This is a genomic window from Polyangiaceae bacterium (genome assembly GCA_016715885.1).
Taxonomy (GTDB): domain Bacteria; phylum Myxococcota_A; class Polyangia; order Polyangiales; family Polyangiaceae; genus Polyangium.
In genome coordinates this window covers 51673-77249 of sequence record JADJXL010000010.1, presented here as the reverse complement: position 1 = coordinate 77249, position 25577 = coordinate 51673, and the positions used below count along the sequence as shown (strand labels likewise).

The 25577-nt window shown below is 59.8% G+C and carries 28 protein-coding genes; 15 read left to right on the top strand and 13 right to left on the bottom strand.

The window, feature by feature from the left end:
• Positions 1 to 108 precede the first annotated feature (108 nt).
• The 4 genes from IPM54_12620 to IPM54_12605 all read left to right on the top strand — a co-directional run bounded on the left by IPM54_12620 (position 109) and on the right by IPM54_12605 (position 3736).
• Positions 109 to 336, top strand: a complete 228-nt coding sequence (locus IPM54_12620; protein MBK9260652.1) for a hypothetical protein — start codon at positions 109 to 111, stop codon at positions 334 to 336.
• Positions 333 to 1454: an FIST C-terminal domain-containing protein gene (locus IPM54_12615; GenBank protein ID MBK9260651.1), complete on the top strand. Its 1122-nt coding sequence runs from the start codon at positions 333 to 335 to the stop codon at positions 1452 to 1454. Before IPM54_12620 ends, IPM54_12615 begins: the two co-directional genes overlap by 4 nt.
• A 108-nt stretch (positions 1455 to 1562) precedes the next feature.
• Positions 1563 to 3224, top strand: a complete 1662-nt coding sequence (locus IPM54_12610; protein ID MBK9260650.1) for a GH3 auxin-responsive promoter family protein — start codon at positions 1563 to 1565, stop codon at positions 3222 to 3224.
• A gap of 26 nt (positions 3225 to 3250) precedes the next feature.
• Positions 3251 to 3736, top strand: a complete 486-nt coding sequence (locus IPM54_12605; protein ID MBK9260649.1) for a hypothetical protein — start codon at positions 3251 to 3253, stop codon at positions 3734 to 3736.
• Between the two features lie 21 nt (positions 3737 to 3757).
• Here IPM54_12605 and IPM54_12600 read toward each other — a convergent pair whose 3' ends face one another.
• Positions 3758 to 4630 carry a hypothetical protein gene (locus IPM54_12600; GenBank protein MBK9260648.1) on the bottom strand — a complete coding sequence of 291 codons (873 nt, stop codon included), beginning with the start codon at positions 4628 to 4630 and terminating at the stop codon, positions 3758 to 3760.
• Between the two features lie 119 nt (positions 4631 to 4749).
• Between IPM54_12600 and IPM54_12595 the strand changes: the two genes are divergently transcribed.
• Entirely contained in the window at positions 4750 to 5115 is a 366-nt protein-coding gene (locus IPM54_12595) for a hypothetical protein (protein MBK9260647.1), read from the top strand.
• A complete protein-coding gene (locus IPM54_12590) occupies positions 5112 to 5339 on the top strand; it encodes a hypothetical protein (protein MBK9260646.1) in 228 nt (75 codons plus the stop codon). The genes IPM54_12595 and IPM54_12590 overlap by 4 nt, the downstream gene beginning before the upstream one ends.
• Before the next feature lie 43 nt (positions 5340 to 5382).
• Here the strand turns inward: IPM54_12590 and IPM54_12585 are convergent, their stop codons facing one another.
• Positions 5383 to 5961, bottom strand: a complete 579-nt coding sequence (locus IPM54_12585) for a hypothetical protein (protein MBK9260645.1) — start codon at positions 5959 to 5961, stop codon at positions 5383 to 5385.
• Positions 5962 to 6349: 388 nt separating this feature from the next.
• Between IPM54_12585 and IPM54_12580 the strand changes: the two genes are divergently transcribed.
• The 3 genes from IPM54_12580 to IPM54_12570 all read left to right on the top strand — a co-directional run bounded on the left by IPM54_12580 (position 6350) and on the right by IPM54_12570 (position 9440).
• Positions 6350 to 7567: a DUF2156 domain-containing protein gene (locus tag IPM54_12580; GenBank protein MBK9260644.1), complete on the top strand. Its 1218-nt coding sequence runs from the start codon at positions 6350 to 6352 to the stop codon at positions 7565 to 7567.
• Positions 7568 to 7728: 161 nt separating this feature from the next.
• Positions 7729 to 7977, top strand: a complete 249-nt coding sequence (locus IPM54_12575) for a hypothetical protein (GenBank protein MBK9260643.1) — start codon at positions 7729 to 7731, stop codon at positions 7975 to 7977.
• Entirely contained in the window at positions 7956 to 9440 is a 1485-nt protein-coding gene (locus IPM54_12570) for a hypothetical protein (protein MBK9260642.1), read from the top strand. The genes IPM54_12575 and IPM54_12570 overlap by 22 nt, the downstream gene beginning before the upstream one ends.
• Before the next feature lie 41 nt (positions 9441 to 9481).
• Here the strand turns inward: IPM54_12570 and IPM54_12565 are convergent, their stop codons facing one another.
• From IPM54_12565 to IPM54_12540, 6 genes are all read right to left on the bottom strand, one after another.
• A complete protein-coding gene (locus IPM54_12565) occupies positions 9482 to 10024 on the bottom strand; it encodes a hypothetical protein (protein ID MBK9260641.1) in 543 nt (180 codons plus the stop codon).
• Positions 10021 to 10395 (bottom strand): ATP-binding protein, encoded by a 375-nt coding sequence (locus tag IPM54_12560; protein MBK9260640.1) that lies wholly within the window; start codon positions 10393 to 10395, stop codon positions 10021 to 10023. The genes IPM54_12565 and IPM54_12560 overlap by 4 nt, the downstream gene beginning before the upstream one ends.
• Complete coding sequence (locus tag IPM54_12555; protein MBK9260639.1) at positions 10332 to 10712, bottom strand: hypothetical protein; 381 nt, start codon at positions 10710 to 10712, stop codon at positions 10332 to 10334. The genes IPM54_12560 and IPM54_12555 overlap by 64 nt, the downstream gene beginning before the upstream one ends.
• Before the next feature lie 16 nt (positions 10713 to 10728).
• A complete protein-coding gene (locus IPM54_12550; protein MBK9260638.1) occupies positions 10729 to 11070 on the bottom strand; it encodes a hypothetical protein in 342 nt (113 codons plus the stop codon).
• A 360-nt stretch (positions 11071 to 11430) separates the two neighbouring features.
• Positions 11431 to 12255 carry a nucleotidyltransferase gene (locus IPM54_12545; GenBank protein ID MBK9260637.1) on the bottom strand — a complete coding sequence of 275 codons (825 nt, stop codon included), beginning with the start codon at positions 12253 to 12255 and terminating at the stop codon, positions 11431 to 11433.
• Between the two features lie 15 nt (positions 12256 to 12270).
• Complete coding sequence (locus IPM54_12540; protein ID MBK9260636.1) at positions 12271 to 13080, bottom strand: metallophosphoesterase; 810 nt, start codon at positions 13078 to 13080, stop codon at positions 12271 to 12273.
• A 77-nt stretch (positions 13081 to 13157) separates the two neighbouring features.
• Between IPM54_12540 and IPM54_12535 the strand changes: the two genes are divergently transcribed.
• Both IPM54_12535 and IPM54_12530 read left to right on the top strand, forming a co-directional pair.
• The gene (locus IPM54_12535) at positions 13158 to 14660 is read left to right on the top strand and encodes an AAA family ATPase (protein MBK9260635.1); all 1503 of its coding nucleotides are present in this window, start codon (positions 13158 to 13160) and stop codon (positions 14658 to 14660) included.
• On the top strand, positions 14600 to 14902 hold the full coding sequence (locus tag IPM54_12530) for a PD-(D/E)XK nuclease domain-containing protein (protein ID MBK9260634.1): 303 nt from the start codon (positions 14600 to 14602) through the stop codon (positions 14900 to 14902). The genes IPM54_12535 and IPM54_12530 overlap by 61 nt, the downstream gene beginning before the upstream one ends.
• Positions 14903 to 14910: 8 nt before the next feature.
• Here IPM54_12530 and IPM54_12525 read toward each other — a convergent pair whose 3' ends face one another.
• Together IPM54_12525 and IPM54_12520 are read right to left on the bottom strand one after the other, a co-directional pair.
• On the bottom strand, positions 14911 to 15651 hold the full coding sequence (locus tag IPM54_12525; GenBank protein MBK9260633.1) for a tyrosinase family protein: 741 nt from the start codon (positions 15649 to 15651) through the stop codon (positions 14911 to 14913).
• A 412-nt stretch (positions 15652 to 16063) separates the two neighbouring features.
• Positions 16064 to 17008, bottom strand: a complete 945-nt coding sequence (locus tag IPM54_12520; GenBank protein MBK9260632.1) for a hypothetical protein — start codon at positions 17006 to 17008, stop codon at positions 16064 to 16066.
• A gap of 167 nt (positions 17009 to 17175) precedes the next feature.
• On the opposite strand from IPM54_12520, the gene IPM54_12515 reads away from it, so the two are divergent.
• Positions 17176 to 18198: an AraC family transcriptional regulator gene (locus IPM54_12515; GenBank protein ID MBK9260631.1), complete on the top strand. Its 1023-nt coding sequence runs from the start codon at positions 17176 to 17178 to the stop codon at positions 18196 to 18198.
• Positions 18199 to 18542: 344 nt separating this feature from the next.
• On the opposite strand, the gene IPM54_12510 is transcribed toward IPM54_12515, so the two are convergent.
• The 3 genes from IPM54_12510 to IPM54_12500 all read right to left on the bottom strand — a co-directional run bounded on the left by IPM54_12510 (position 18543) and on the right by IPM54_12500 (position 22301).
• Positions 18543 to 19280 carry a hypothetical protein gene (locus IPM54_12510; protein MBK9260630.1) on the bottom strand — a complete coding sequence of 246 codons (738 nt, stop codon included), beginning with the start codon at positions 19278 to 19280 and terminating at the stop codon, positions 18543 to 18545.
• 202 nt (positions 19281 to 19482) lie between these two features.
• Complete coding sequence (locus tag IPM54_12505; protein ID MBK9260629.1) at positions 19483 to 21255, bottom strand: AHH domain-containing protein; 1773 nt, start codon at positions 21253 to 21255, stop codon at positions 19483 to 19485.
• Positions 21256 to 21368: 113 nt separating this feature from the next.
• Positions 21369 to 22301, bottom strand: a complete 933-nt coding sequence (locus tag IPM54_12500; GenBank protein ID MBK9260628.1) for an ADP-ribosylglycohydrolase family protein — start codon at positions 22299 to 22301, stop codon at positions 21369 to 21371.
• A gap of 118 nt (positions 22302 to 22419) precedes the next feature.
• Between IPM54_12500 and IPM54_12495 the strand changes: the two genes are divergently transcribed.
• From IPM54_12495 to IPM54_12485, 3 genes are all read left to right on the top strand, one after another.
• Entirely contained in the window at positions 22420 to 23067 is a 648-nt protein-coding gene (locus tag IPM54_12495; GenBank protein ID MBK9260627.1) for a hypothetical protein, read from the top strand.
• Between the two features lie 510 nt (positions 23068 to 23577).
• Positions 23578 to 24432 carry a hypothetical protein gene (locus IPM54_12490; protein MBK9260626.1) on the top strand — a complete coding sequence of 285 codons (855 nt, stop codon included), beginning with the start codon at positions 23578 to 23580 and terminating at the stop codon, positions 24430 to 24432.
• A gap of 17 nt (positions 24433 to 24449) precedes the next feature.
• Complete coding sequence (locus tag IPM54_12485) at positions 24450 to 25577, top strand: hypothetical protein (GenBank protein MBK9260625.1); 1128 nt, start codon at positions 24450 to 24452, stop codon at positions 25575 to 25577.

The following is a 25577-nucleotide window of genomic DNA, read 5'->3' as shown; positions in this document are numbered from 1 at the left end:
GCGCATCAAAGCCGTCGCTCGGCAAGCTCCACACTTTTTTCTGGAAATCCGCTCGGTTTCGGGTAATCTGGTGCGCTCGGAGCGTTCGGTGTGGGAGGGAGGAGCGGCATGTCGAGTCACATACCAATCATTCGTAGTCTCGAAGAACTGCATGCGTCTTTGCGAGCACGCATACCGTCACCGGTGATCTTCGGCCACCTGAACACTCGACTCATCATTCAGCTCGGTGTGAATTTGAATGACATCTTACCGGAACAAAATCGTGATCCGGCTCTTTTGCAAAAAGTCCTTGATGCGCTGAAGCGCATGAACATCCGCGTGGAGGCGACGACATGACCGGCATACATTCCGCACGAACGACGGAGCTGAATTCATTCGATGCGGCGAATGAGCTGGTTGCCGGTTTATCGGGAGCTTCTGCGCGGCTCGTCGTCTTTTTCGCCGGTATCAAACAGGATGGGGCGGCGATTGGTGAAGCATTGCGAAAGCGCTTTCCGGGAGCGAGTGTCATTGGATGTTCGTCGAATGGTGAGTTTTCGGATGGAGGTTATGGTAAGGGGGGCGCGGTAGCGGTCGCCATTGGGCCTGACCGCATTGGCGCGTGCGCTGCGGAAATGGCGCTCGTCGGAGGCGATGTCGATGCGGGCATTCGTGATGCGGCCGCGCGGATGAGTGCCAAGCTCGGGCGCGGATTGAACGAGCTTCCGCCGGAACGATTCGCGGGACTTGCGCTGCTCGAAGGCGCACGCGGGCGTGAAGAGCGAATCAATGAAGCGCTGGGGAACGTCGCCCCATTTTTGCCTTTCGTCGGAGGATCGGCAGGGGACGACATTACCTTTTCCGGTACGTGGACGTTCGTCGACGGGAAGCTCGAACGAGACGGCACGGCGCTGGTTTGCGCGGAAATGCTGGTTCCGTTCACGGTCATGAAGACATGTCATTTCGATGCAACCGAGCGCGTCGTCACGGTGACGAAAATCGATGCGGCGCGACGGTTGATTCTGGCGCTCGATGGTGAGCCGGCCGCGCCGTATTATGCGAAGGTGCTCGGCATTCCAGTGTCCGAGCTGGCGTTCGAGCATTTTCACGTCAATCCTTTGGGACTCATGATTGACGGTGAGCCTTGGCTCAGAAGCGTCATTCGGCCCGAAGGGGATGCGCTTCTTCTGGCGTGCGCGGTCATCGAAGGCGCTCGACTCCATTTCATGCGCGCCGGCGACATGGTGGCGGATGCCGAGCAAGCATTTGCAAAGACGTGCGCAAAGCTTGGAGGTTCGGTGGGAGGTGGCATTTTCTTCAATTGCGCGTTCCGGATGGTCGAAGCGAGCATCAAAGGCTGCGAAGAACGTTATCACCGCGTCTTGTCGACGATTCCACACGCCGGCCTGCACACCAACGGCGAATCCTACATCGGTCACATCAATCAAACGTTGACTGGTCTTCTCTTTGCCTGACGTCGTCGCGCGACGCTCGCTTCGTGTTTCTTTACAATCGGCTTCGGACGTGGCATCGTTTCCGTCGCGATGTTCATTGCGTGGATCAGTCAGTACATACATCGGCTCATGGCCTTCGCTGCCAAACGAGAAAAGCAGCGATTCGATGTCGACGCCAATCGCGCACAGGCGGTCAATGATCAAACCCTGCTTGCTCTTCTTCGGCACAATCGCGACACGGAATTCGGGAGGCGCCACGGCTTTGCGGACATCCATTCGGTGGACGCGTTTCGCCGAACCTTGCCCGTGTCCTCGTACGAAGCGTTTCGCGACGATATCGAACGCATTGCGCGCGGAGAGCAAAACATACTGACGGCCGATCGCGTCACGCACCTTGGCATAACGTCGGGCACGACGGGCGTCGGCAAAATGATACCCATGACCGACGTGTCGCGAAAGACGGTCGCCAAGGCCATGACGCTGCTCGTGCAGGGGTTTTTGGCGGACAAAGTGGCTGCGGCTCGATTCGGTGGTCGAGGCTTGCTGCTCATGAGCGCGACATTGCCAAAGACGAGTGAAGGTGGTTTGCCCATGGGGCCGTCGACATCGGTGGGAATGGCAGGAATGCTTCGCATGAGCCATTGGATATGGACGTCGCCGCCGGAGGCGTACCAAGCGCCCACGCAGGCCGATGCCATGTATTTGCATCTGCTTTTTGGCCTGTGTGACCCGTCCCTGCGTTTTCTCGGCGCGCCTTTTGCCTCGGGCATCCTCGACCTGTTTCATACGCTCGAACGACATTGGCCACGGCTCGTGGAAGACATTGGCCAGGGCTCGCTGCGAAGTGACATGAAGATGGCGCCGGCGCTGCGTGCACGCATCGAAAAGCGTCTTCGCCCGCGGACGGCGCATGCAAAGCGATTGGAGAAGGAGTTTTCGCGCGGAATGGGCGACATCGCGCGCCGCGTTTTTCCTGGCATTGGTTGGATCAACACGGTGTGCGGGGGGAGCTTCGCGGTCTACGCGGAAAAGTTTGCCCAATACACCGGCGACTTGCCCGTGTATTCGTCCGTGTACGGATCGACCGAAACCATGTTGGGTGTCGGCATTGGCTCGGGAAAACCCAACTACGTACTGACGCCTCGAGCGGCCTTTTTCGAATTCATCGACGCAGAAGCCATGGACGAGCCGAATCCCGAGCCGCGGCTCATCAGCGAGCTCGAAGAGGGCAAGCGTTACGAAATCGTCATCACGACTCGAGCGGGCCTCTATCGTTATCGAATGGGCGACGTGGTTCAAGTCGTGGGGCGTTATCGGTCATTGCCCATTGTCGACTTTTTGTACCGGCGAGGTGGTCTTTTGAACTTGGTCGGTGAAAAAACGTCGGAAGATGCGGCCTACGCGGCGCTCATGGGCACGCTTTCGCGCAAGGGACTGGAGCTCGTCGATTACACGGTCACCCCGGATGTCGAATCGACGCCGGAACGTTATGTGTTTTTCGTCGAGCTTGCAGGCGGGGCCCAAGGCGTCGATGACGAGGCGCTCGCGAAGCTGCTCGATGTCGCATTGTGCGGGGCCAATCCTTTTTACGAAATGATGCGCAAGCCGGAAAAGTTGGGCAAGGCCGCGTTTCGCCACGTCGAACCGGGCACGTTCCGGCTCCTCAAGGATGTGCTCGTACGGCGAGGTGCTTCGCCGGCACAAGCAAAAGTGCCGCGGGTCGTTCGCGACGCGGAGATGCTCGAATTGCTCGACGCTCGCACTCGAAATGGGGCAGCCGAGGTTCGTTGAATTCAGGAAAGGCTACGAAGAACATCATGAGATACGCCGCAAATGTTTGCATTTTCGTATTGGTGTGTTTCATGAATGTGGCGCGCGCCGACGTACCCCCGCCAGCGGCGCGATGCGCAGCCGAGGGGGCTGCGTGCTCGGGTTACACGATTGGATTGCTTGGATTCGAATACAAGGGCACGTGCATGCAGGATGTGAGGGGGTTTTGGTACTGCAAAGAAGGCACCATGTGTTACAGCGCCAAGGGTCCAGGGAATGTCCCCTCGCCAGGCTACGGCGAACAACCCTGCAACGAGCTCACGTTTGCCAATGCGGCCGCCACGCCGAGCGCCTCGGCGGTGGCATCCGCGGCGCCGCCCGTCGAATCGAAACCGGCTCCACCTGCGCCGAAATCGGCGAATTCGTGCGGCATTTCGGATGCATCTCGATCGGAGGCAAACGCAATGGTGTGGGTGCTCGCGGCATTCATCGCAGCTCGCGGCGTACGTCGTCGAGCCAAGCGAGCCATTTAGCTTGCGTTATGGCCCCGTACGTCAAGGTTTTTCACGCAATGCCCCGTCGAACGTCTTGACCATCTTGCCGTGGCGCAGCTCGTATCGAATCAGCCAATGGCTGAATCCGGGCCCGAGCGGCGTTCCGTCGGGCTTTTCCCCGAAGTAGCTCACCGATTGAAATGTCCTCACGAGCTTCCCGTTTTGCCATTGGTATTCGTTGTTTTCGTAGACCGGACCGCCTGCGCGAAAGGCGCTCGTGAGCTTTTTCTTTTGGCGATCGACTTGCACGAAGATGAGCGGGTCGAGCTCGGCGTGGCGCACGAACGTGCGTGATTTCGCATCGAATAACCAGCACATTTGGCTGTAATTGTAGGCGCCCGTCATGACCACGACGCATAAATCCATAATGTTGTCGAAATCGAGGTCCTCGGTCACGTTCCAAATGGGACCATCGGCTACGTCCGGAGGAATGGTTTGTCCGGGCTTGCGAAAAATCCCCGCGATGAGCGGCTCGGGATCCATGTCATTCGGATCGGCCTTCGTTTCCTGGGACAAATCGTACAACAACGACGCCACACAACCTCCACTTTCTTCCGTGGCCATACGCGACACCGACGTGATCACGAACCATTCGGGATGGTCCTGAAACAAGGTGCCTTCCATGGCCAACGTGCAAGGAGGTTTTCCTGGCTCGAGCGTCAGCGCGACTTTATGGAGCGGCTCCGCCGGGGGCTCGGGCGGAGGTATCGGCGCTTGTGGAGGGGCCGCACTGGCACTTGCGATGGGCGCGGCGCTTGGAGCAGACGACGCTATTGCGACGACGATCGGTCTTGGAGGCGGGGAGGGAGTTTGTCCGCACGACGCGAGATGGACGAAGGCGAGTGAAGCTTTAGCGAGCAGACGACGCGGCACGCGGCGACGATACGGCAGCGAGGGGAGTTTGCCAAGAAGGCAAAGGGTGGTGTTGACCGAATCCGGTTGCTCTTGCCTCTTTCCAAGGCCCGCCTTTTCTGCTATCGCACCGAGCGCCGATGCAACGTCCTCTCTCGCCTTGGTCCCTCTTTTTCGCTGTCCTTCGCAATCCGCGCGCTGCGATGGCCGACGTCGCAGCACGCGCCCACGTGCGCGAAGGGCTCGGGGCCATGCTCGTCCTCGGCGCCGTGCACGCGCTTTTTTCGCTCATGCTTCATTTTGCAGGCCACGCGCCGCGCATGGGTATCCCTGGGCTCGCCGGGGAAGGTCATTACTTGCGCCAGGCCATTTTCGTTGTGCCGCTGTACCTCGTCCTCTTCTGGATGGGCGGGCTCGTTACGCACGCTCTGGCGCGGCGTTTGTCGGGATCGGGCAGCCGGGATGCTTCGCTCGCCGTTTTGGCGTGGCATACGCCGTCCCCATGACGGTGCTTTTTCTCTTGCCTGATGTCGCGGTATTTTTGACATTGGGTTTTGCCGCCATTGGCAAGGCCATGCGCTGGTATGCGCCCGTTGCAGCGATTGCGTGCGTTTGGCTCGGCGCGGTGGGTTTGTCACGAGCGCATGGTATGGGCGCGGGACGAGCAACTCTTGCTATCTTTGCTGGTTTCTTGTCGCAAGCTCTCGTGGGCGGTTTTTTTCTGAGATAAATGCAGCAAAAAGCTGCTCGACCGGGTCATTCGACGTTGTCGATCATTGAAGTTGGAGTCGAATCGGGTTGAAGTAAACCCTTACGCCGGTGCGCGTGCCAGCTTCATCGCCGCGCGTATCTCCCACGTAATCGAGTCTCTTGACGAGGGAGGACGGAGAGAACGAAAAGGAATCGGTTCCATGATCGCTGTCGATGTATCGGTGGGTGAACGACGTCGGTCCCAGGATGCTGACAATCGGGGTGCTGGCGGTATGTAGGCGGTAATATTGGTGTCCTCTGGCTTCCGTCCAATCACGTTCCGATTCGATGGCGCGCATGTAAACGCGTGCCCAAAGCTCCCGTTGGTTGAAGATTTCGAGTTTTATTTCGGAATCCACGACAGGGCCGTGCCCCTTGAATTCTCGGTCGCCACGCACGTGCGGCGGGACGAAGAAAGGTGTCACTGCGTTGATGACCGTATACGTCGAAAGGGCTCCCTCGGCGACGCCTGTCGATTCATCGCCCACCGCCGACAGTGCGACAGCCTCGTCGCCAGAGATGGACTCGTCGATATCGGCAGCACAACCCGTCACGACGAGCGAGATGCACCCCAATGCGAGAAAAATGTTTCCAAAACGCATGGATCCTCCATTCGTCCAAGGCTGATAACAAGCTTCATGCCCGGACGGATGGGCCCGATGGGCCGTCTGCTGTGAAAAAAGGTCTCAGCCACGAGTGCCCTGTCAGGGTCTCCAAGGTACGGTTGTGCAAGGCGTGGTCGAGGTGCGCGAACGGGACCGTGGAATGACTGATTTCGCGCGAGTCATTACAGGCAAACCCTATGCAGCGCCGAGTCGATGCGCGTCGTGCTTCACGATTTCCGTCTATCGTGGTGCGTGAGGCGGCATGACCGCTTGTCAAAGGGTCGAGCCGACGCTACTGTCCCGCCGCGATTGGAGCAGACGAGAGAGTGCCGCCGTTGTCCTTCGAAGATGAACCAGCCCCCGCGGTGCGGCCAAAGAGCGGTCGATGACCAACCACGCTGCGATCAAGGCGGCCGTCGAGCCTCACGTGTCGCTCGTCCCATTGGCGCTGGAGGAGGCAATCCGCCGTTTTGGTCATGACACGGTCGCATTTCAGGGCCTCGCGCCAGGAATGCGGGCGTGGAGCGACGGTGCGGGTGGTTGGGTAACGTACATGGATACGGGCAGCGCGTGGCTTGCCGTGGGCTCTCCGCTTTGCCCGGGCGACGATATGGGTCGCGTGGCGCGCGATTTCGTCAATGCTGCACGCATGGAGGGGCGCCGAGCCGGGTTTTGCGCGGCCGAGGCATTTCCATGGGACGATGGTTTTGCGCGATTTCCGCTTGGCCAGCAGCCAATCTGGGATCCACGCAAATGGGGTGACGTGCTCGCTGGCCGGCGAAGCTTGCGCGAGCAAATTCGGCGCGCTCGTGCAAAAGGCGTGCGCGCGCGCGTGGTCGCGGGAGAGCAAATCGCTCGCGAAATGCGGCCCGAGATCGAGGCGCTCCGTGCGAAGTGGCTCGCGACGCGGCGAGGTGGGGCGCTTGGCTGCCTGCTTTCCGTCAACCTTTTTCATCGTCATTCCGAACGGTTTTACGTCGTGGCCGAGCAAGGCAATCGCATTCACGCACTTGCTCGCGGCCGTGCCGTGCCGGGCCGGAAAGGGTTTTTCTTCGAGGACATTCTGCGCGGGAGCGATGCGCCGAATGGGACCGTCGAATTCTTGTTCGATGCAACCATGCGCGCTCTCGCAAAGGAAGGTTGTGGACGAGTGACGACGGGGCTCGTCCCGTTCGCCGGCCCGCTGCCTTTCGCATTGCGCCTTCTGCGTCGCATGGGCGGCTTCGTCTTCGATTTCGACGGGCTCCACGCGTTTCGCCCGGTTTGCTCCGGAAAGCTGGGAACCGGTATGGTTCATCCACCCGCGAGGCACGAGCCGTCTCATTGTTTTGTGGGATGTCGCTTCCGCGCTCACGGCCGGCCGCCCCATTCACTTCGCGCTGCGGGCTTGGCGACAGAAGAAGCGGTCTGCGAGGCCCTGACCGACCTGCACGGGGAGCCCCAGGTCGATTGTCAAAAATTTTCTCCGCACCGGTTCGGCTCGTGCTGGTCCGCTGAAGAATCGTGTATCATGAGCCCGCGTCGCAGGCGTCGCTACCAGCGCTCGCACGACCACGCAAAGCGATCGTTCGAATGGCAAGGGCATTTCTTGGGCAACGAATGAAGGAGTATTCTTCATGAAACGAGCTATGAAACATGGTCTTCACGAGCGTAACGTCGCTGCAGGTACGCTCGCCTTCGGCGTCATCGTCGTGATGTCGAACGGTTGTACGGGCATCATCAGCGACCCCAACAACGGTGAGTTTGGGGGAATGGGAGGCGCTGGTGACACGTCGTCCTCGGGAGGCGATACGTCGTCCGGCAACTCGTCTTCAGCCGGGGGCAATGGGTCCTCGTCAGGAATGCGTCCTCGTCGTCCGGAGGCGAAGCGTCGTCTTCGTCATCGAGCAGCAGCTCGTCGGGAGGCAGCTCATCCTCGTCATCATCCGCATCTTCGTCCTCGTCGTCATCATCGTCCTCGTCATCGAGTGGTATGCCGCCGACGTGTGGCAATGGTGTTATCGAGGGCGATGAGGTTTGTGGATCCGCCTGCGAGTTGCCCGACGAGTTGCAACGATGGCGATGCATGCACGATGAACGTGCTCAGCGGCAGTGCTGCGATGTGTAATGCGGTGTGTACGTATCCGCCGATTACGGCATGTGTCAATGGAGACGGCTGCTGCCCCATGGGCTGCATGTACGCAGCCGACAACGATTGCCCTCCACCTCCGCCAACGACGCTCGATCAGCGTTTGGTCACGGTCGACGTGACGACGCCTGCGGGGGTCGCGAGCGGCGACAGCAATTGGCGCATTTGGGCGCTTGGATCGCTCGGCATATCGCCCGTGTATACCGTGCCTTTTGCCGATTGCGGTACGCCTGTCGGCTACACGACCGGCTCGTATGCGGCGCCTCGAGCACGCGTCGCGCGGCTCGACAAGGACGACAAGCTCGTCGCGACGTACGACCTTGGGGTGTTCATCATGCGCGGCCTTGCTGCCGAAGGTGATGGCCATTGGGGCGCGCTTTTGTGGGACTACAAGGGCGCGGACAGTCCGATGAATCAAATGGTCGTGCGTCGTTACGACAAGGACGCCAATCAAATGTTCTCCACGGCTCTCGACAACAGCAATGTCGGCCCGACCGATTTTGGTATCGGCGAAAGCCGTTTGGAGTTCGGCGCGGGCAAGTACAGCGCGTATTATCACGTGCACGGTACGAACATGAATTACTTCGCTTATGGTCACGAGGGCGATCAATTGATCCACGTCGCCGCGGCGACTGGTGCGCAAACCAATGGTTGGACGTGGGGCTGTTCGCACAGCATGAGCGAGCTATTGCGTTTCAGTCCGGCGGCGGGGATCACGCTGCCCATTTGCGCGACCGATTGCTACCCCGGCACGACCGGCAGCAACTTCTCGACCGATTCGATCGGCGGCATTTACCTCAACAACAACGAACGAAAAGTTCGAGATTTCAATGCCGGTTGCAATGGCAAGGTGGCCACGGAGCTCGGGAGCGCGGCACCGGCTGCGGCGGGTTGGAAGCTCGTGTTCAACGGTCACCAGAATGCGGCCGTGAAGGGCCAGAATTCCTACAACACGTCCACGATGAACCAGGACATCGGGTTTGTCGGCATTGCGAACGACAAGACGCTGGGGCCGATCGTATGGCTGACGAATACGACGGGCGTGAACGAGGCCAACTCGTCGATTGCGCGGTGGCAACCGTCGGGAGACGCGACCGAGCAATACGTGGTCGGTTGGACGTCGGCGCCGACGGGCGGCACGTATTACCTTGGCCGCGTTGGTGCGAGCGGCAACTTCCTCGAGGGGCCGCTGACGATTGCGACGGCGAAGTGGGGACGTCGCGACGATCCGTTCCGCGTGCACTTGAATGGCGACGTCGTGTGGGCATGGTTCGACAGCGCTGGCAGCACGACGCTCAAGTTCGCGCGGCTCAAGTCCGGCGGATCGGCCATGTGCTCGATGCTGTGACGTGGGGTGGAAACGGGCGAGGGGGTCTTGGGTCCTGCGAATTATTTGGGGCCCGAGCTTCCGCCTGCCACGGAGATGCCTTGCCAAGGCTTCTTTTCCGCCAGGTCACGGGACATGACGAGCACTTTGGGGTTCAGCCACGTCAGCTCGCGTTTGATCGTCTCGGCCATTGCCGAAGCTTGGGCCGCCGTCATGATGCGGTCTTCCTCGAGCCACAATACGACGCAGATTCGTTCTTTCCAGCCGAAAATACTTCGCACGAACGGCGCCAAGTCCCGTTCGTCGAGCGGAGCGCGCCTGCACGCCCACGTCATCGACGCGATGGAATCGCGAACCTTGTCTGCTACCTCTTTCGCCAGCGCGCCACTCGATAAGCGTGGTTTGTTTTCGATACGATACTGGCGAAAATTCTTGACCTCGATGAGCCACGGCGCATTGAAAAGGACGCCGACGAAGTCCACGCTCTTGGTGTCGCCCGCTTTGCACAAACCATTCTTGAACGCGGGATGATCGTCCCACTTGATGACCCGCCAATCGTCGCTGAACGTGAATTCGAGGCGGCTCTCGGGATGCGTGGCGCTCATGTGGACGCTCCCGACACGCTTTCGTCGAACAGCCTTCGTTCGAGGTCGTAATGCTTCGTGAATTCGTCCAAAATGGGGTTGTCCGGCAAATCCGCCAGCGTCCTCCCAGGTGAAACCTGCACCGGCTCATGCTCTCCGTCTCGATGGAATGCGAAAAATCGAATCGGAACGTCGGGGTGCTTGTCGTATTCCGATAGCAGCGACAGCTTGTGCGCGAGCAGGTAATCGTGCGTTGTGACGAACATCTGCACCCCGCGCTTGCCAAGCTCCACCAAGATGTCGACCACGAGCGACACGAGACGCGGATTCAGGTTCGCTTCGGGTTCATCCCAAAATAAAATGCCGTTCGTCGTGAGGGAACCATTGAGCACCAAGTGTGCCAGGCACGCGATTTTGCGCAGACCTCGGCAACCAGGTGCGCTTCCATGACCCCATCTTTGCGCACGACGTAAAACCGATTGCCCTGCAGTGCCACTTTGCCCCCGAGCGCGACTTCAATCGGCGCGATGAGCGCTTGGGCTTGCTCCGACCGCGGGCCTCGCAACACGGATTGACTGAGCGCTATGCAAGCATCGTAATATGTCTCGTCGAACGATATCTCGCGCGCTTGGTAGGCTGCAATGAATCCTTCGTACATGGCGAGCACTTCGCGCGTCGGCAACAAATCGTCGGCTCCTCGGTTTTCCACGAATCCGCCCACACATCTATCTTCTTCTTCCCGCGCGTGTAGAGCGTGACGCCAACGTTCCCGTCGTCCCTTGAATGTCGATGCGCCCTTGCCCCGACCCCTTGCGCCGGCGAACGAGGCGCCCGAGGAAACCATCATCGGGTCGGAACACCTTGGCCAGCTTTTCGTGCAAACGAGCATCGAGCGGGATGGTGCTGTCGGTTTGCTCCATCGTCTTGATGGGCGCGTAAAGCGCCTTCATGGCGTGCGACTTCCCGCTCGCGTTCGTACCGAGGAACACGTTGATGCCGGTGCACGGCCCGAGCGTGGTCGCCTTGAACGCGCTGAACTCCGACAGGGTTACTTTGGTGACTTTCATGTCGCGCTCGATGTTACTCCGATTCGCCATCCTTGCCTATCGGTAACGAACTCGACCTCTCCTCACTCCCCGCCCGTGACGCAATGTTGGCAATACCTCATTGCACGACGAGCGCACGTCACTCGACATGCCAAGTACACCGAGCCCGTCACGCGCGCATGTCACCGACATGCCAAGTGCACCGAACCCGTCACGCGCGCATGTCACTCGACATGCCAGCGCACCGAGCCCGGACGAGCGCATGTCACTCGACATGCCAAGTGCACCAAGCCCGTCACGCGCGCACGTCACTCGACATGCCAAGTGCACCGAGCGCGTCACGCGCGCATGTCACTCGACATGCCAAGTGTTGTGCAGCCCTCAATGCCGCCCGCCTCTTTGCCGCTGCATCGCGTTCGTCCAATGCGCGATGTCCTCGTCGCTCATTCGACCCGGTGAGCAGCGACGCGCGTCGACGTACCCCCATGCGTGAAAGTCGATCAGGTATTGCCCACGCGAAAGGAATCCGCCGCGACAAACGGGTTCGAGTGGCGTGGCCTCTTCTTCTTGCACGAGGCGCCTTGCAAGCCTGCGAATGACCTTCGGCGGTATCTTCGACATTTCGCCCGGGTACACGAACCCAAACAAAACGAGATGACTGAGGAGCACCCGCCAATGCGGCCCGAAACGACGAACGAGACGATCCCAATCCATGCGAGTTGCCCAAGAACGAAGCAAATGCGCAATATCCGCGCCATCGTATCGCTCGCGCTCCATGATGTACGCCTTCGAAAAAAGTGTTTCTTCGGGCGGACAGAGCTTGGTTTCGACCCCGAGCACCGTGCCTGTCAACGCGTTGTCGAACCATTCGTCGTCGACGACCGCGACGCCATTGCCCGAGCTGTAGATGACATCGACGAAACAATCCTCGAAATGCGCCTTGGCGAGCCAATGCGGGAACGTCATTTCGGTCGTCGCGCCGATGTCCTGCAATACCGCGAGCAGCTCGCTGCTGTCCTTTTCCCGCGTGAAGATGTCGAGGTCATGCGTTTTGTGCGGGATACCCGCGAGTTGTTCGAGCGCAAAAGCGCCGCCCACCAGATAATCGACGCCGGATTCATTGAGCGTGACGAGCGCGCGTCGATACGTCTCATGGCTCTTCGGTTCGTAAACCGTGTTTGCGCAGACTGAGCACGCGGCTACCATGATCCGTCCTTCCAATCAAGTGTGGGATGCGACGTGGGGCATGTTCGGCTCCACGTTGCTCGGTTCTGGCAATTCGTTCGATTCATCCGCATCGACCTGCAGAATTCGAACGGGCGGTTGGTCGGGGAAATACTTCCGCAATACCGGAACTGCCACGTTGAAGACGGGGACACCATTCGATGTGGCACCTTCGGCGATGCCTCGATGAGCGTGTCCGTGCAGCGCCAATGTGACCGGAATGCGCGTCAGCGGTTCTTCGAGGCGACTCGAACCGAGAAACGGGTAAATCTCGGAGGCTCGCCATACACCGTGCGTGCAATCGGCGCATAGTGCAAGACGGCAATCCGCGAGCGCGTGCGTAATCGCGACAGACCACTCTCCAACTTCAGAGCCTCCTCGATCGCTGAATGCACGAACCGTTTGAGGGCCGGTTCTCCCATGGCTCGAAAGCGCGTACTGGCCGAAGCCCCCGCCAAACCCTTTGACCCCACAGAAACCGACGCCACGAATTTCGCACGTGTCGCCGTCGAGCAATTGCACGCCGTGTCCGCGCAGGATCTTGAAGACCTCGTCTTGACTACCGGCCTCATAATCGTGATTGCCGAGGACTCCGACGATGGGGATTTTTACCGCAGGGAATAGCTCTTTCACGAGGATTCGCGTTTCTTCGACCGTGCCGCGATCGGTCAGGTCGCCGCACAGGATGAGCACGTCGGCATGTTCGTTGACCCATGCGAGCGTGGTTCGGAGCCGTCCTTGCGTCGATCGCGAGCAATGAAGGTCGCCGATCGCAGCGAGGCGCACTTTCTGCAGGATGTCGTTCACCGTGTCCGCCTACCGAATGCAAGGTCGAGACCAGCTCCCATTCTCGGTGCAGTTCGGTCCGCGCCGCACGCCCGCGTTTGCTTGACATCCTGGTTGCACTGGGCAACAGTGGCCGGCGTGCTTGGGGTCGCGTCAGGAAGAAGTTTCGTCCTGCCATTGGTCATTCGGACTTTCGCGAGCTTCGCGAAGCAAAGCTCGGCTACATCGACAAGACCGGTTTCATCAGCGAGATTCTCGACGACCCGAGCAAGGTCTTTCTGTTCCCTCGGCCGCGAAGGTTTGGCAAGACGCTCAACCTGTCGATGCTCGGCTACTTTCTTCGCAAAACGAACGAAGACCTTTCCTCGTTGTTCGCGGGCCTCGAGGTCACGAACGACGCCGAGGCGATGGAGCACTTCCAGAAGTATCCGGTCATCTCCGTCACGTTCAAGGACGTGAAGGCACGTACGTTGTCGGATGCGATGATTGGCATCCGCGATCAGCTCGTGAAGGCGTTTCGCGGACATCGCTACCTACTCGATCAGCATGAGCTCGATCCGACCATGGAGCGAAAATTCGAGGGCATACTCAGCGGCGAGCTCGGCGATGGGGAGCTCCCCTATGCGTTTGATTGGTTGTCGCGGGCTCTTTATGAATACCACGGCGAACGTGTGGTAATTTTGATCGACGAATACGACACGCCGGTGCAATCCGCCTATGCACATGGCTTTTTCGATGACGTCGTGCTGTTTTTCCGCAACTTCTTCTCCGCTTGCCTGAAGGACAACACGGCCCTCTTCAAGGCGGTGCTGACGGGCATTTTGCGTGTGTCCAAAGAAAATATGTTCTCGGGGCTGAACCATATCGACGTGTATTCGATCATTCACGAGCCGTACAGTATGGCGTTTGGATTCACCGATGACGAGGTCGCCTCCATCATCGAACCAGGGCGCTTGGAAGAAGTCCGGTCGTGGTATAACGGGTATGTTTTCGGTGGGCATGTCATCTACAATCCAGGGTCGATTCTCCATTATCTCAAACGCGGTAAACTCGAGCCTTATTGGGTGAACACCGCTCTGAACGAGCTCATCGAGCGGCTGGCGCTGAACGAGGGGCTCGGCTTGTCCGAAAAGTCGGCGGCGCTCTTGAACGGAGGCACCATCGACGTGCAAATCGATTCCAACATCGTCTTGCGGGACATCGAGCGGATCCCCGAGGCGTTTTGGAATTTTTTGCTGTTCGCGGGATACCTGAAGGTCGTCGATTTGCAGCTCGACATGGGACGCTATTATGGAAAACTCGCGATCCCCAACCGTGAAGTGAACATCGTGTATCAAGACCTTTTTCGGTTTTGGCTCGCGAAAGCGGATCCGTCGTCGGATGATACGAAGATGGTGGTCAAGGCGCTGCTTGCCGGAGATGCGGCGACGGTGCAAGAGAGGCTCGGGCGCATTCTTTTGACGGCGATGTCGTATTTCGATCCGGCCGGAGCGAGCCCGGAGAAACTTTATCATGGTTTCGTCCTGGGGCTGCTTGCAGTTTGGAAAAGCAATACGAAATTCGTTCCAACCGCGAATCCGGGTACGGTCGCGCCGACATGATCATGCGGCCGAAAACCGCGGGGCGTCCCGGTGTGGTCATCGAATTCAAGGTGCTCGACAGCCCGCGAAAAACCGTGGAGGGCGTGCTGAAAGAAGGCGCTCAGCAAGTGCGCGAGCTACGTTATGCCGCGGAGCTCGTCGCGGCCGGTGCGTCGCCGGTGTACGAATACGTGATGACGTTCGACGGCAAAGAGACGTGGGTAAAGCGGGTGGACGATGTTTTGGCGGAGGCGTCGGGGTAGGCGTTTCCTCACTTCTTGCTGGGCAGTGTATCGTATTCGTACCCGAGCGTCTTGTAGTCGAAGACGTCGGAGACATCGACCTCGGTGAAATTGAAGAGCGGGCCGCGGTAAGTTTCGGGATAGCCCGGGTTACCGTGATCGACCATCCTCGCGGGATCACCGCTTTGCACATTCGCCTCCTGCCAGGCTGCCCACAGGCGATCGACTTGGGCATGGTTGAGGAAGAACATGGGGTCATTGGGTGACGCGGTGCTCGCTTGCATGTCGCCACCAATGAATACGTGGCCTTGTCCGTGCATCTTGCAGCCCGCGGCGACGCAGAGCGCTTCCGTGTCGTCGTTGTCGAAGCCTTCGAGGTATTGACGGAACGAGACGTCCTCTTCGGTGTAGCAACTGTCATTGGGGTTCGAGTCGTACACGAGGCGATCGAAGATGCCGTCGATCGCAGCGGCATCCGGCGGCCCATTGACGAGAGGAATGCATCCGACTTTGCGCAGAATGGGTCGTTTTCCGCAGCGCACGCCGCTCGTGCCGAAGGGCTGCTGCCCCTCGGTATAGATGTTCGTCATGAAGCCCTGGTCGGTGAGATAACCGGTGACTGCCGCGGTGGCGTCGTCGCAGCCTCCGGCCGTGCCCAGGTAGCTATTGTCGAAGAGCGGCGCGCATGTTTTGGGGTTGCCGTCGGCATGGCAATCCGTCCAATCCCAATAGGGCAACGCAAAATTCGGATCGCCCGTGACTTCGGCCATGCGTCGACGACTTTTTTCTTTTCGCTGTCTTGAAGCGACGACCACGATTTGCGCACACGCGGCACGGCCGGCGGCATGGCCGGCATTCCCCACGTCGCTGCACCGGCTACGCCCGGAATGGCATACCCACCGCTCGTCCCGACACCCATGGTGACCAGCTTGCAAAGCTGCTCGTGCTGCGGAGTCACCATACTGCCCCCCATGCCCCCCATGCCTCCCATGCCTCCATGACCATGACCGCCTGAACCAGCCTCGCCGCCGGCATTACCCGTCCCGGCGGTCCCCGTATTGTCATTGCCGTCCGAGCAACCGCCCGCGGTCCCCACAAGCAGCACGCACACGACGCCTGAAATTGCCCACGTATTTCGGATGGAATTCATGTTCTCTGTCTCCTGTAAGCAGTTTTATTGGATCATTCCGTGACGTAGTACGGCGCAAGGCACATCTCGTCATTCGTACCTTCACCCCATTTCACGTCGGTGCTCCCGGGGTTGTCCCATTGGCACTCGAGATAAAGCTCGTCGCCGGGAGCCATTTGCTTCGGCGTGCGGAAGGTATAGTTGGATTGCCAATTGAAGTCCCAGCGCGGGACATCGATGAGGCATTCGCTCGTGCCGTCTTTGCGGTCCCAACGTGTGGCAATGCGCTTGCCCAGCGTGTGCATGTGCAGCCCGACGCTGTGGAGCGTGAGGGGCTTGCTGCCGGAAAGCGCGCCCCCGGTCATGAGATTGACGACCGTCATCGGGTCTGTGGAATAGGAATGCACCACGTCCTTCGAATGGGCAGGGATGGTCATTCCGCCGAGCAACCATTGAATATTGGCAAACGGAATGATCGCGGCCTTCTTTTCCACCGCGGTATCGGTTCGAAGGACGATTTTCGTCTGATCGGACGAAGGTGTCGCGCTCGAACTGTTGTAATGCATTTGCACGATGAGCTTCGCACCGACCGGGACCTCGATACCCGTTCCTTCGGGGAAATCCTCTCCCAGTCCGCCCGGCACCCATCCGCCAATCCAGCTCGCCGGAGGCCCTTGGCCCGGCGTTCCCCCTGGGCCGCCGAAACAAGCCCACCCCGGCTCCGGGTCGGCATCATCGAGCGTTTGGAATTCGGCTACTTTGACAGGTCGAACGACATAGGCGATCGCATGATGCACGATAGCCGCATTTCCAGGCTCGACGCCGAAACCCGTGACGTAATCTACGCAATTCGCCTTTACGAGCGGCTGTATGTCCCGAATGTACGTCGGCTCGTCGCTTGCCGCATTGGGCTCATCGGAGCAGCCGGTGAGCGATAGACTGGACAGGACGAAACCTGCAATGGCATGGTGGGAGCTCGAACGAATGTGAATTGGCATGACGCGTCCTTTCGCCGCTTTTGTGATCGATGTCGCTTCCGACTCGTGCGTTGGTGTACGAGCGGACGGAGGCGATCAGCGTACGCAATGCGCAGCCAAAAACATTGCTCGACGGTGCCAAAAAGATTGCTCGTGCGCGCCAATCTTTATAGGTTGGTGTACAAACGATGAGCGACGGCGATGTTCGACAGTACAAGGGGCTTCCGAGTCTCATTGCGTTCGCAATCCGATCGGGTGTGCGGCCGGATGAGCTTTTGCACGCGGTGGGGCTGAATCCAGCTTCAATCGGTGATCCCGACGCGGGCATTCCGCACCAGGCCAAGCTGCGTTTGTGGGACGAGGCTTCGCGTCTTGCCGGCGATCCGGACTTTGGCTTGCACCTGGCCGAATGGGTTTGTCTCTGTCCCGAGGAGCACTTCGACGTGCTTGCGTTTGCCGTGCGGAGCTGCGCGACGCTGGGCGACCATTACCGGCGGATGGAGCGTTATGTGCGCCTGATTCACGAGGGGACGTTTCTATCGCTCGACGTGGAGGGCGACGTGGCTCGTTTGGCGCATGGTCTCATTGATGTAGCGGTTGCACCGAGGCACCCTGTGGAGTGCATGTTGGCGCTGGCCGTGCTGCAAGGTCGCCGAGCTGTGGGGGACGACTTTTCCCCGCGCGAGGTGCGCTTCGCCCATCCTGCGCCCGCGCAAACACACGAGCAGGAGCGGCTGTTTCGATCGCCCGTGCATTATTCGTGTCCGCGCAGTGAATTGGTGCTCAATGGTTCCGACTTGGATCGATCTCAGCACCGGGCCGAACCTCGCCTTCAAGCGGTGCTGGAGCGTCAGCTCGAGGACTTGATGGCCAAGCTGCCCGAGGATCGCTCGTTTCCCGGGCGGGTGAAGTGCCACATGACCGACCATTTGTTGGATGGCGAGCCTGCGGTGAGTGCCGTTGCAGCGAAAATGCGCATGAGCTCACGCACGTTGCAGCGGCGCCTCAGCGACGAGGGCACGAGCTTTGCCAAGCTGCTCGCCGACCTTCGCCGAGAAATGGCGATGCGATATTTGCAAGATCCAAAACGAACGATCAATGAAGTGGCGTTTCTGATTGGTTTTGCGGAAGTTCCCGCGTTCCATCGAGCTTTCAAGCGATGGACGGGGATAACTCCGGCAGAATACAAGCGGAGCATGCGTAGGTCGTAGCCAGCGACGAACTCAGCGGCTCGTGGGCCGAGAGCGATTGAACTTCGGCTGGTCTTCGAGACGGCGCGCCATGCGATGGACCGGACCCGAGCACGTCACCGCGATCAAGGCTCGCGCGAATGCTCGGCCTGCGGTTGGCATTCGAGATAGCGTTGGTTGCGCTCGTAAGGGGTCCGGCCTATCTCTGAACCAAGCGAGGATGCCGTCGTTCGGATGCCGGTCGGTCGTCGAGACCAAGGCGGATGCGATCGTTCGGACCCTGGTTGGTCTCCGAGGTAGGGGAGGATGCGATTGATTGGACCGGGGGGCCATCTTGGAGGCCAGGGCGGTCGCGAAGGAGCGGACTACGGCGTTGCTATGGGAGCTTCGTTTTCGCCCTCGACCGGCTCGTGGCCTTTTCCTGCGGCTTCCATGGCATGCAGCGTATCGAAAAAAGCCGAAGACGCTTTGGTTCGAGGTCTCGGGGCAAGCTCGCATCGCGTTCGATTTTCTTTTTCAAGTCTTTGCGAAGGCGATTGAGTGTTCCGACGGCTTTGGCTCGTAGCGATGCGGCTCGACGTGGAATGCCTTTGGGCACGTCGGCGCGTTGATTCAAGAGCGAATCGAGCTTTTGGCCTTCGTTCAAGAAGGCCGTGGCGACATCGAGCAATGTTTTGCTCGCATCCCAAGGCAAGAAGAACACTCAATTGGGGTTCGAGTGAGTCGAGCAAGGGTTTGCGTTCGGTGGCGCGTTCGCCTTCGGCCGCATAAGGACTTTGCAATTCATCGAGCGAAGGAATGAAAGCGTCTCGAATTTGCTTGGCGGCGGCGATGATGGCGGGATCGACATCGGGGCAGACGAAGCAAGTTTCGGTGACGAGGTGAATGACTTTGCCGAGGCTATCGTGTCGGACGTCGGTCGTGCGCAGGTCGTCTTTGAAGGGGGCGGATGCAATGGCGGCGGGGAGGTCGCCGATTTCGGTGGCATACCCATGCAGCTCGACCTTGTAATAGGCGCCGGCCTTGCTGGCTTCGAGGGCTGCGATGCGCTGAGTGAACAGGTTGCGCAAGCCTCGGCGTACAGTGGAAAGGCTGTAGTTCATGCGGTGGGGGTGCGTAGGACGAGGGCGAACGGGTGTCAAGAAATTTGTTGGTGGTCGTCAAAGTCGAGCACTTCGCGCGTCGTATCCTGTACCATCGTCGCGTTTTCGAGCGATTCGACAAGCGCGACGTACGCTTCGAGCGATCTCGCGCCGGAAAACGTACGTTGCATGCGTCGCGCGTGGCGCTGTCGATGGAGGGAATCTATGCGCCCGATTGCGCAGACTCGTCGGACGACCACAGCTTGATGAACTCGGTGCCCTTCAGCTTGGCCGCTTTGACCCGCTCGACGAAGCGGTCGCTGAAGAAGAGGCTATGGGCGCCCGCAATTGGCATCCGAAAGATGTCGATGCCGCGGATCGCAGACTCGATGAAGACATATTTGCGGATCCAGAGGGTATTCGTTCCTGGGACTTGTTCGTAGGTCGATCGCTCCGTATCGAATGCATCGATGCTGAAACGCGGGTTGAACACGAATAGCTCGACACCATCTTCGGTAGCAAGGGGAAGCACTTCTCCGTGCGCCTCGAGGATGTTGCGAAGAGCATCGACAGCCGAAGGACGCAAGATGAGGACGTCATGGTCATAAGGCAGGTCCGCGGCTCTGAAAGCCTCCTGCCGTGAAGGCCGACAACGTCGTACGAGGATCGGTATCCAGTCGTGCTTTCGAGATGGGCCGTGGAGATCGCGAAGCACCTCGTCATCATCGTAGCCGTTGACGGTATTGATGATCTCGTATCCCTTGGCGCCCAGTCTATGAAAAACTGCGGTCATGGCATGATTCCCTTCTCGAGTTGGCCTGCGATGAAGCGCAAGTTTCTGGATGACTTCCTCCTGCGTTTTCGCGCCCTTGAGCAGGCCCTCCACCGCTAGATAATACGCGTCCGTGTGCACCTTCGAGTGGACCGCCTTTCCAAGCGGGTTCGGTGATTTGGAGTGACCAGGCAGAAACACCCCGTTGACCGCGTCGTCCACGTCGATACCAAACTTTCGCAGAATTGCAAGCGCGTTCTTCGCCCCGTCGGCACCGTGCGCAACGATGTGATGGGCAAACTCGCCAGCTAGTCTCTTCATGCCCGCTATTTTCATGTTACGCCCGAGCGCCCGCGCGGAACCCGTCACGACCGCTTTGGCGACAGCACGCGGCGCACCCTTCAGGAAAACCCCTGCACCGAGTCCACCGATGGCGCCTGGAAGAAAAACGGGCATTCGGCGCAGACCGATCAACGAAAGCCGAATTCCCCGCGTCACCGCAACTTCGAGGAGCGGAAGGCCTGCCATGATCGCCGATTCCACAATGGCGATAGCAAACTCGATCATCATCACGCGATGCCAAACCTCGTCGGCCCCCTCGCCATAACCCGTGTTGAATCCGCGCCACGCCGCTCCCGCGAGCCACGGATCGTCGTACAAAGGTGGCGCTTCGAGTTTGTCGAGGTCCTTGGCGCATCTCATGAACTCCGCTTCGAGCGTTTCGGGATCGATATCATTCCAGCCCGCAAGGGCATTCACCGGCTGACGCGCAAGCTCCTCGGTGATCCTCTCGCACGTCGCCAATACGAATCCGACGCGGTGGCCAAAATCTTTGGCAATGCGGTGTGCGATTTTCCATTCCTGATCTTGCAACAAGCGCGTCGCATTCTGCGGGCATGTCGGTTGATTGATGCCCAAACCCTGTTTCGAGGGGAATAGCTCAAACTGCCCCAAATATGCCTTGTGCCCTCGTCCGCTCCGAGGGGTTGCAGGTGGCGCTTGATTGCGTTCGCAAAAGAAACCCGGCGGCGGTAAACAATGCGGTTGGCCGGATTTGCCACCGCTCGTGTCGCAGGTATTGACGGGAGGTTCTCGAGGCAGCGTCGAGGAACACGCGGGCGTCGATATTGCCAAGAAGATACCGAGAATCAACAAGCCCAGGTGCGTGCGTCGAGCAGCACACCAAAGAACAAAGCCGCGCAAGAACAGCAGTATTGTTCGCATATTGGATCCTTTCGCCAAAGCATCGAAGGGTTCGAGATATCGGTTTCTTGGATCTACAACGAAGCGACAAGACGCTGCACGCTTGGAGGCGAGGGCGGTCGCGAAGGAGCGGATTACGGGGTTGCTACAGGCAATTCAATGGCGAGCGGTTCGCGCGCCTCCTGAAATGCCGCCGGAATGCTCGCTTCGCCCGCCGACAGCGCGACGATTCCACCCACGATGGCGCATGTCGTGTCGCGATCGCCAAGGCCCGCGACGGTGGTCCACAAGGCAGCTTGGTAATCGTCGAGGTGCCGAGCGGCGCACCAAAGACAGAAGGGAACGGTGTCCACCGTCAGGACTTGCTGCCCCGAACCAAGACGCTCGGCTGCATCGGCAGGGCGCGTTTCCAAGGGCATGTTGGCCGCTGCTTCGACATAACGTCGCGTCATGCTATCGGGTGCAGCGTCGCGTAGCGCCTTGAAAAAGGCGCTGGGCTCGCGAGGCAATCGGCCGCGGTGCATATCGACGGCGCATGCAGCGGCGAGCGCTGTGACGACGCCACCCGCGAGCCCTTCGGGATGGGTGTGCGTGACTTCGGCCGATGCGCGCGCTTCTTCGATGACGCGTGACCAATCATCGGCAAAGTACGCGCCGACAGGGGCCACGCGCATGGCGCTGCCATTGCCCATGGAGCCTTGGCCACCGAATACGCGCGGCGAAATGTCACGCCACGATGCTCCGCGAGAAAACGCCTGCAAAATGTCGTGGGCGGTTCCGCCATATCCACGCGTCGGATCGGCCGCATAGCGGCGACCAAAGACGACAGCCAATGCGTTCTGATCAATGCGCTCGTGGTTGTCGAGGACCTCGACGATGGCAAGGGCCATTTCGGTGTCGTCGGTGTACTTCCAGGGCGCTGCGGGAAGGGCTCGCTGTTCGATGCGCTCGAGCACGAGCTTGGGGTAGCCGAAGAACCTTTCGCCAAAGGCGTCGCCAATGGAGAGGCCATCCAGTGACAAAAGGGCGCGACGTAGACGTTCGGAATGCTCTAGGGACCGTGGCATTCGTCGAGGATAGTCGAGACGCCGGGGAAAGCAATCACGCTGACGTGCAGGCTTTTGCAGGGTGGCCAAGCGTCGAACGAAGCTTCCAATTGCCACGCATTCGTGCGATCGTGCTTCCATGATGACCAAAGCGCAGATTGCTTTTTCGAGTTTGCTCGCTTCAACCGTCATAACCGTCGCGTGTGACTACGTGCCTCCTGCGGGATCGAACGACGCTGGCGGCAACGGCCAAGGCGGCAGCGGAGAAGCCGGAAGCAGCAGCGCGACGAGCAGCGGGCAGGGGGGCATGGGCGGCCGCGGGGAAACCGGAAGCAGCACGAGCAGTGGGCAGGGGGGCATGGGTGGCAGCAACAGTGGTAGCTCGAGCAGTGGGCAGGGGGGCACCGCGGCATCCAGCAGCAGCAGCAGTAGTTCGGGCGAGGTGGCCGTGAACTGCGACGTGGCCGAGTGTTTGTCGCCCAATATATGCTGCATCGAGCCGGGCACGCCGCCCGCCCGCACGTGCCGACTGGCAGGCGAATGCCCTGATATCGTCGTTGCATGCAACGGCCCTGAAGATTGCCCCAAAGGCACCGTGTGCTGCGGAAGCTACAACCTAAACGTGGCATTGTACACGGGGATCGAATGCCTGAAGGAATGTGACATCCCCAATTATCAATTCCATACCCCGATTCTGCTGACCCCTCGAACTGCCGGTCTGGCAAGACGTGTCACGACGACCTGTTCCTCGGTAAAGGGTACGGCCGTTGTGAATGACGAACGGTGATGCGTCAGCCGCACGAATCCGGAGTATGTATGTAAAAGTACGCGCGGCCTCTGAGACGCGAAGCGTATGTGCAGACAGTTCGTCACGAACGTCTTGCAGCATCGGGCGCCGTTCGTGTAGGGTGCGGCAAAGAGGTTTGGCATGCGCGTTTCCGGAAGCTATTTCCGTTGAGCGGGATCCTTTTTGCGGCGTTATCTCTCGCCGCGTCGTCGGCTCGTGCCGATGCGGCCCCAACGCCAGCCAAGCCCGCCCCGGCAAAGCCCGCTGCAGCGACGCCAGCTCCAGCAAAGCCCGCCGCAGCGACGCCAGCTCCAGCAAAGCCTGCCGCAGCGACGCCAGCTCCAGCCAAGCCCGCCGCAGCAACGCCAGCTCCAGCAAAGCCCGCCGCAGCAACGCCAGCTCCAGCAAAGCAACCTCAAGCGGCGGCGCAACCTCCAGCGACGCAACCAGCGGATGCGCAAACGCCGAAGGACAAGGCCGCAGCACTTCTCGTCGCGGGACGCAAGCTCGTTGACGCTCGCGAGGCTGACAAAGGCCCTCGGCGTGCTCGAGGAAGCGCATGGAATCTTGCTCAGTCTCGAGTCGGGTTACGAGCTGATGCGCGCCTACGAAGGCGTAGGCAAGCTCGTCGAAGCGCTGACGCTTGGAGAAAAACTGAGCGCGATGCCCGCGGCACCGAAGGAAAGTCCAGCCGATGCCGATGCGCGGAAAAAAGTCAAGGACGCCGTGACGTCGTTGTCGACGCGCGTGCCGACGATTCAGCTTCTGATCAAGCAGCCGTCGAAAGACGTCGTGCGGGTGAAGGTCGACGAGCGCACGTTGCTTCCAGAACAGCTCGACAAACCCATTCGAGTCAACCCCGGAAAACGCGAGATCCGCGTCACGGCGCCCGGATATCAACCGCTCACCATTCCGCAAGACGTCGAACAAGGCTCGGCCAAGCAGTATCCGGTGACCATCGAGATGGCTGCCGTGCCGGCGCCGAAGGACGAGGTCATTCCTCCCATCGCGCCACCCGAAGAACCTCCGTCCCCGCCGCTCAAGCCGCTGGTCAAAGTGGGCATTGGGGTATCAGGGGCGCTTGGAGCCGTTGCCATCGTGACGGGGATTGGTGCTGGCGTGTCGTACACGGAATTCGTCGATGTGTACAATCGCCAAGGGTGCAGTGACTGCGACGCCGAGGTTGCACGACGCGGGCCGACGCTTCAAGCGTTGACGCTGACGTCGATGATTACGGGGATTGGCGCCGTGGCTGCGGGGACGCTGACGTTTTTGTATGCGCGTAGCGACCAGAAGACTGCGGAGCGGGTTTCGTGGAGCGTGACGCCGACACCGGGGGGCGTCGTTTTTCACGGTCGCTTTTGAGCGGAGGCACGGCAAATATGAAACAGAAGTTGTTCATGGCCACGATGGCCGCAATCATTTTGGGCACGGCCATCAATGGATGCGAAGTCAATCCGCTTTCGCCTCCTGACCAGGCCAAACCTTCGACGGAAGCCTCGAGCAGCAGCTCGGGTTCGGTATCGAGCAGCGGCGGGGGCATGGCGGGCGCTGGCGGCATGGGCGTCGGCGGTGGAGGCGCAGGCGGAGCTGGTGGAAGTTGTGTCTGCACCGACGACAACAACGTTTGCACGAACGACGTTGCTGGGAGCTGTCCGAATGGCGACCCTGCGGCGTGTCATACCATCGCATTCGCTGCCGAATGTCCAGCGGGGCGCTGCGACGACAAAGGTGAATGCGTCGATTGCCTTGCTTGTGACGATGCCGCGTGCGTGGATCGATGCAATGGGCTTTCTTGTGGTGCTCCCGGCGATTGCAAGAGCGGCAATTGCGAGCAATCGACATGTTGCAATGCCGCGTGTCCGGGGCCTTGTCAGGCATGCGACAAACCGGGGCTTGCCGGTTCGTGCACGCGAGCGCCGAATGGGTTGCAAGTGCCCGGCTGCACTGGAAACATGCTTTGCGGCAGCGACGGCACGTGCATGATGCAGACCAAGGCGGCGCTCGGCGCATTGTGCACGACTTCGATGCAGTGCCAGAGCGGGTTGTGCCGGCGTGAGTATTGCCAATCGGTCGTGGGAGAACCGTGCTCGGAGGACCTGGAGTGCGACACGAACCTCTGCGATCCGGTGACGAAGACATGCAAATCGTGCACGGGTGCGGATGCCGGCACATGTCCCGCTGGGATGGGATGCATCATGGCGTCCGGAAGGTGCCAGGTTGGTCTGGGTCAACCTGCGCAAACGAACGAAGAGTGCGTCATGGGGACCGTCGTCCAATTCCTGTGCGCCCTTCCTGCGGGGGAGACATGCAATGGCCATCATGAATGCGTGAGCCGCAATTGTTCGAATGGCACATGCACTGCTCAATGCAGCATGGCGGCTCAATGCGTCGAGGGTGGTCCGTGCTCACCGAACGGAGTTTGCGGCATGGCTGCTGGCAACTACTGCATGGTCAACGAGCAATGCAAGAGCAATAATTGCTCGGGATTTCCGCGACGTTGCCAATAG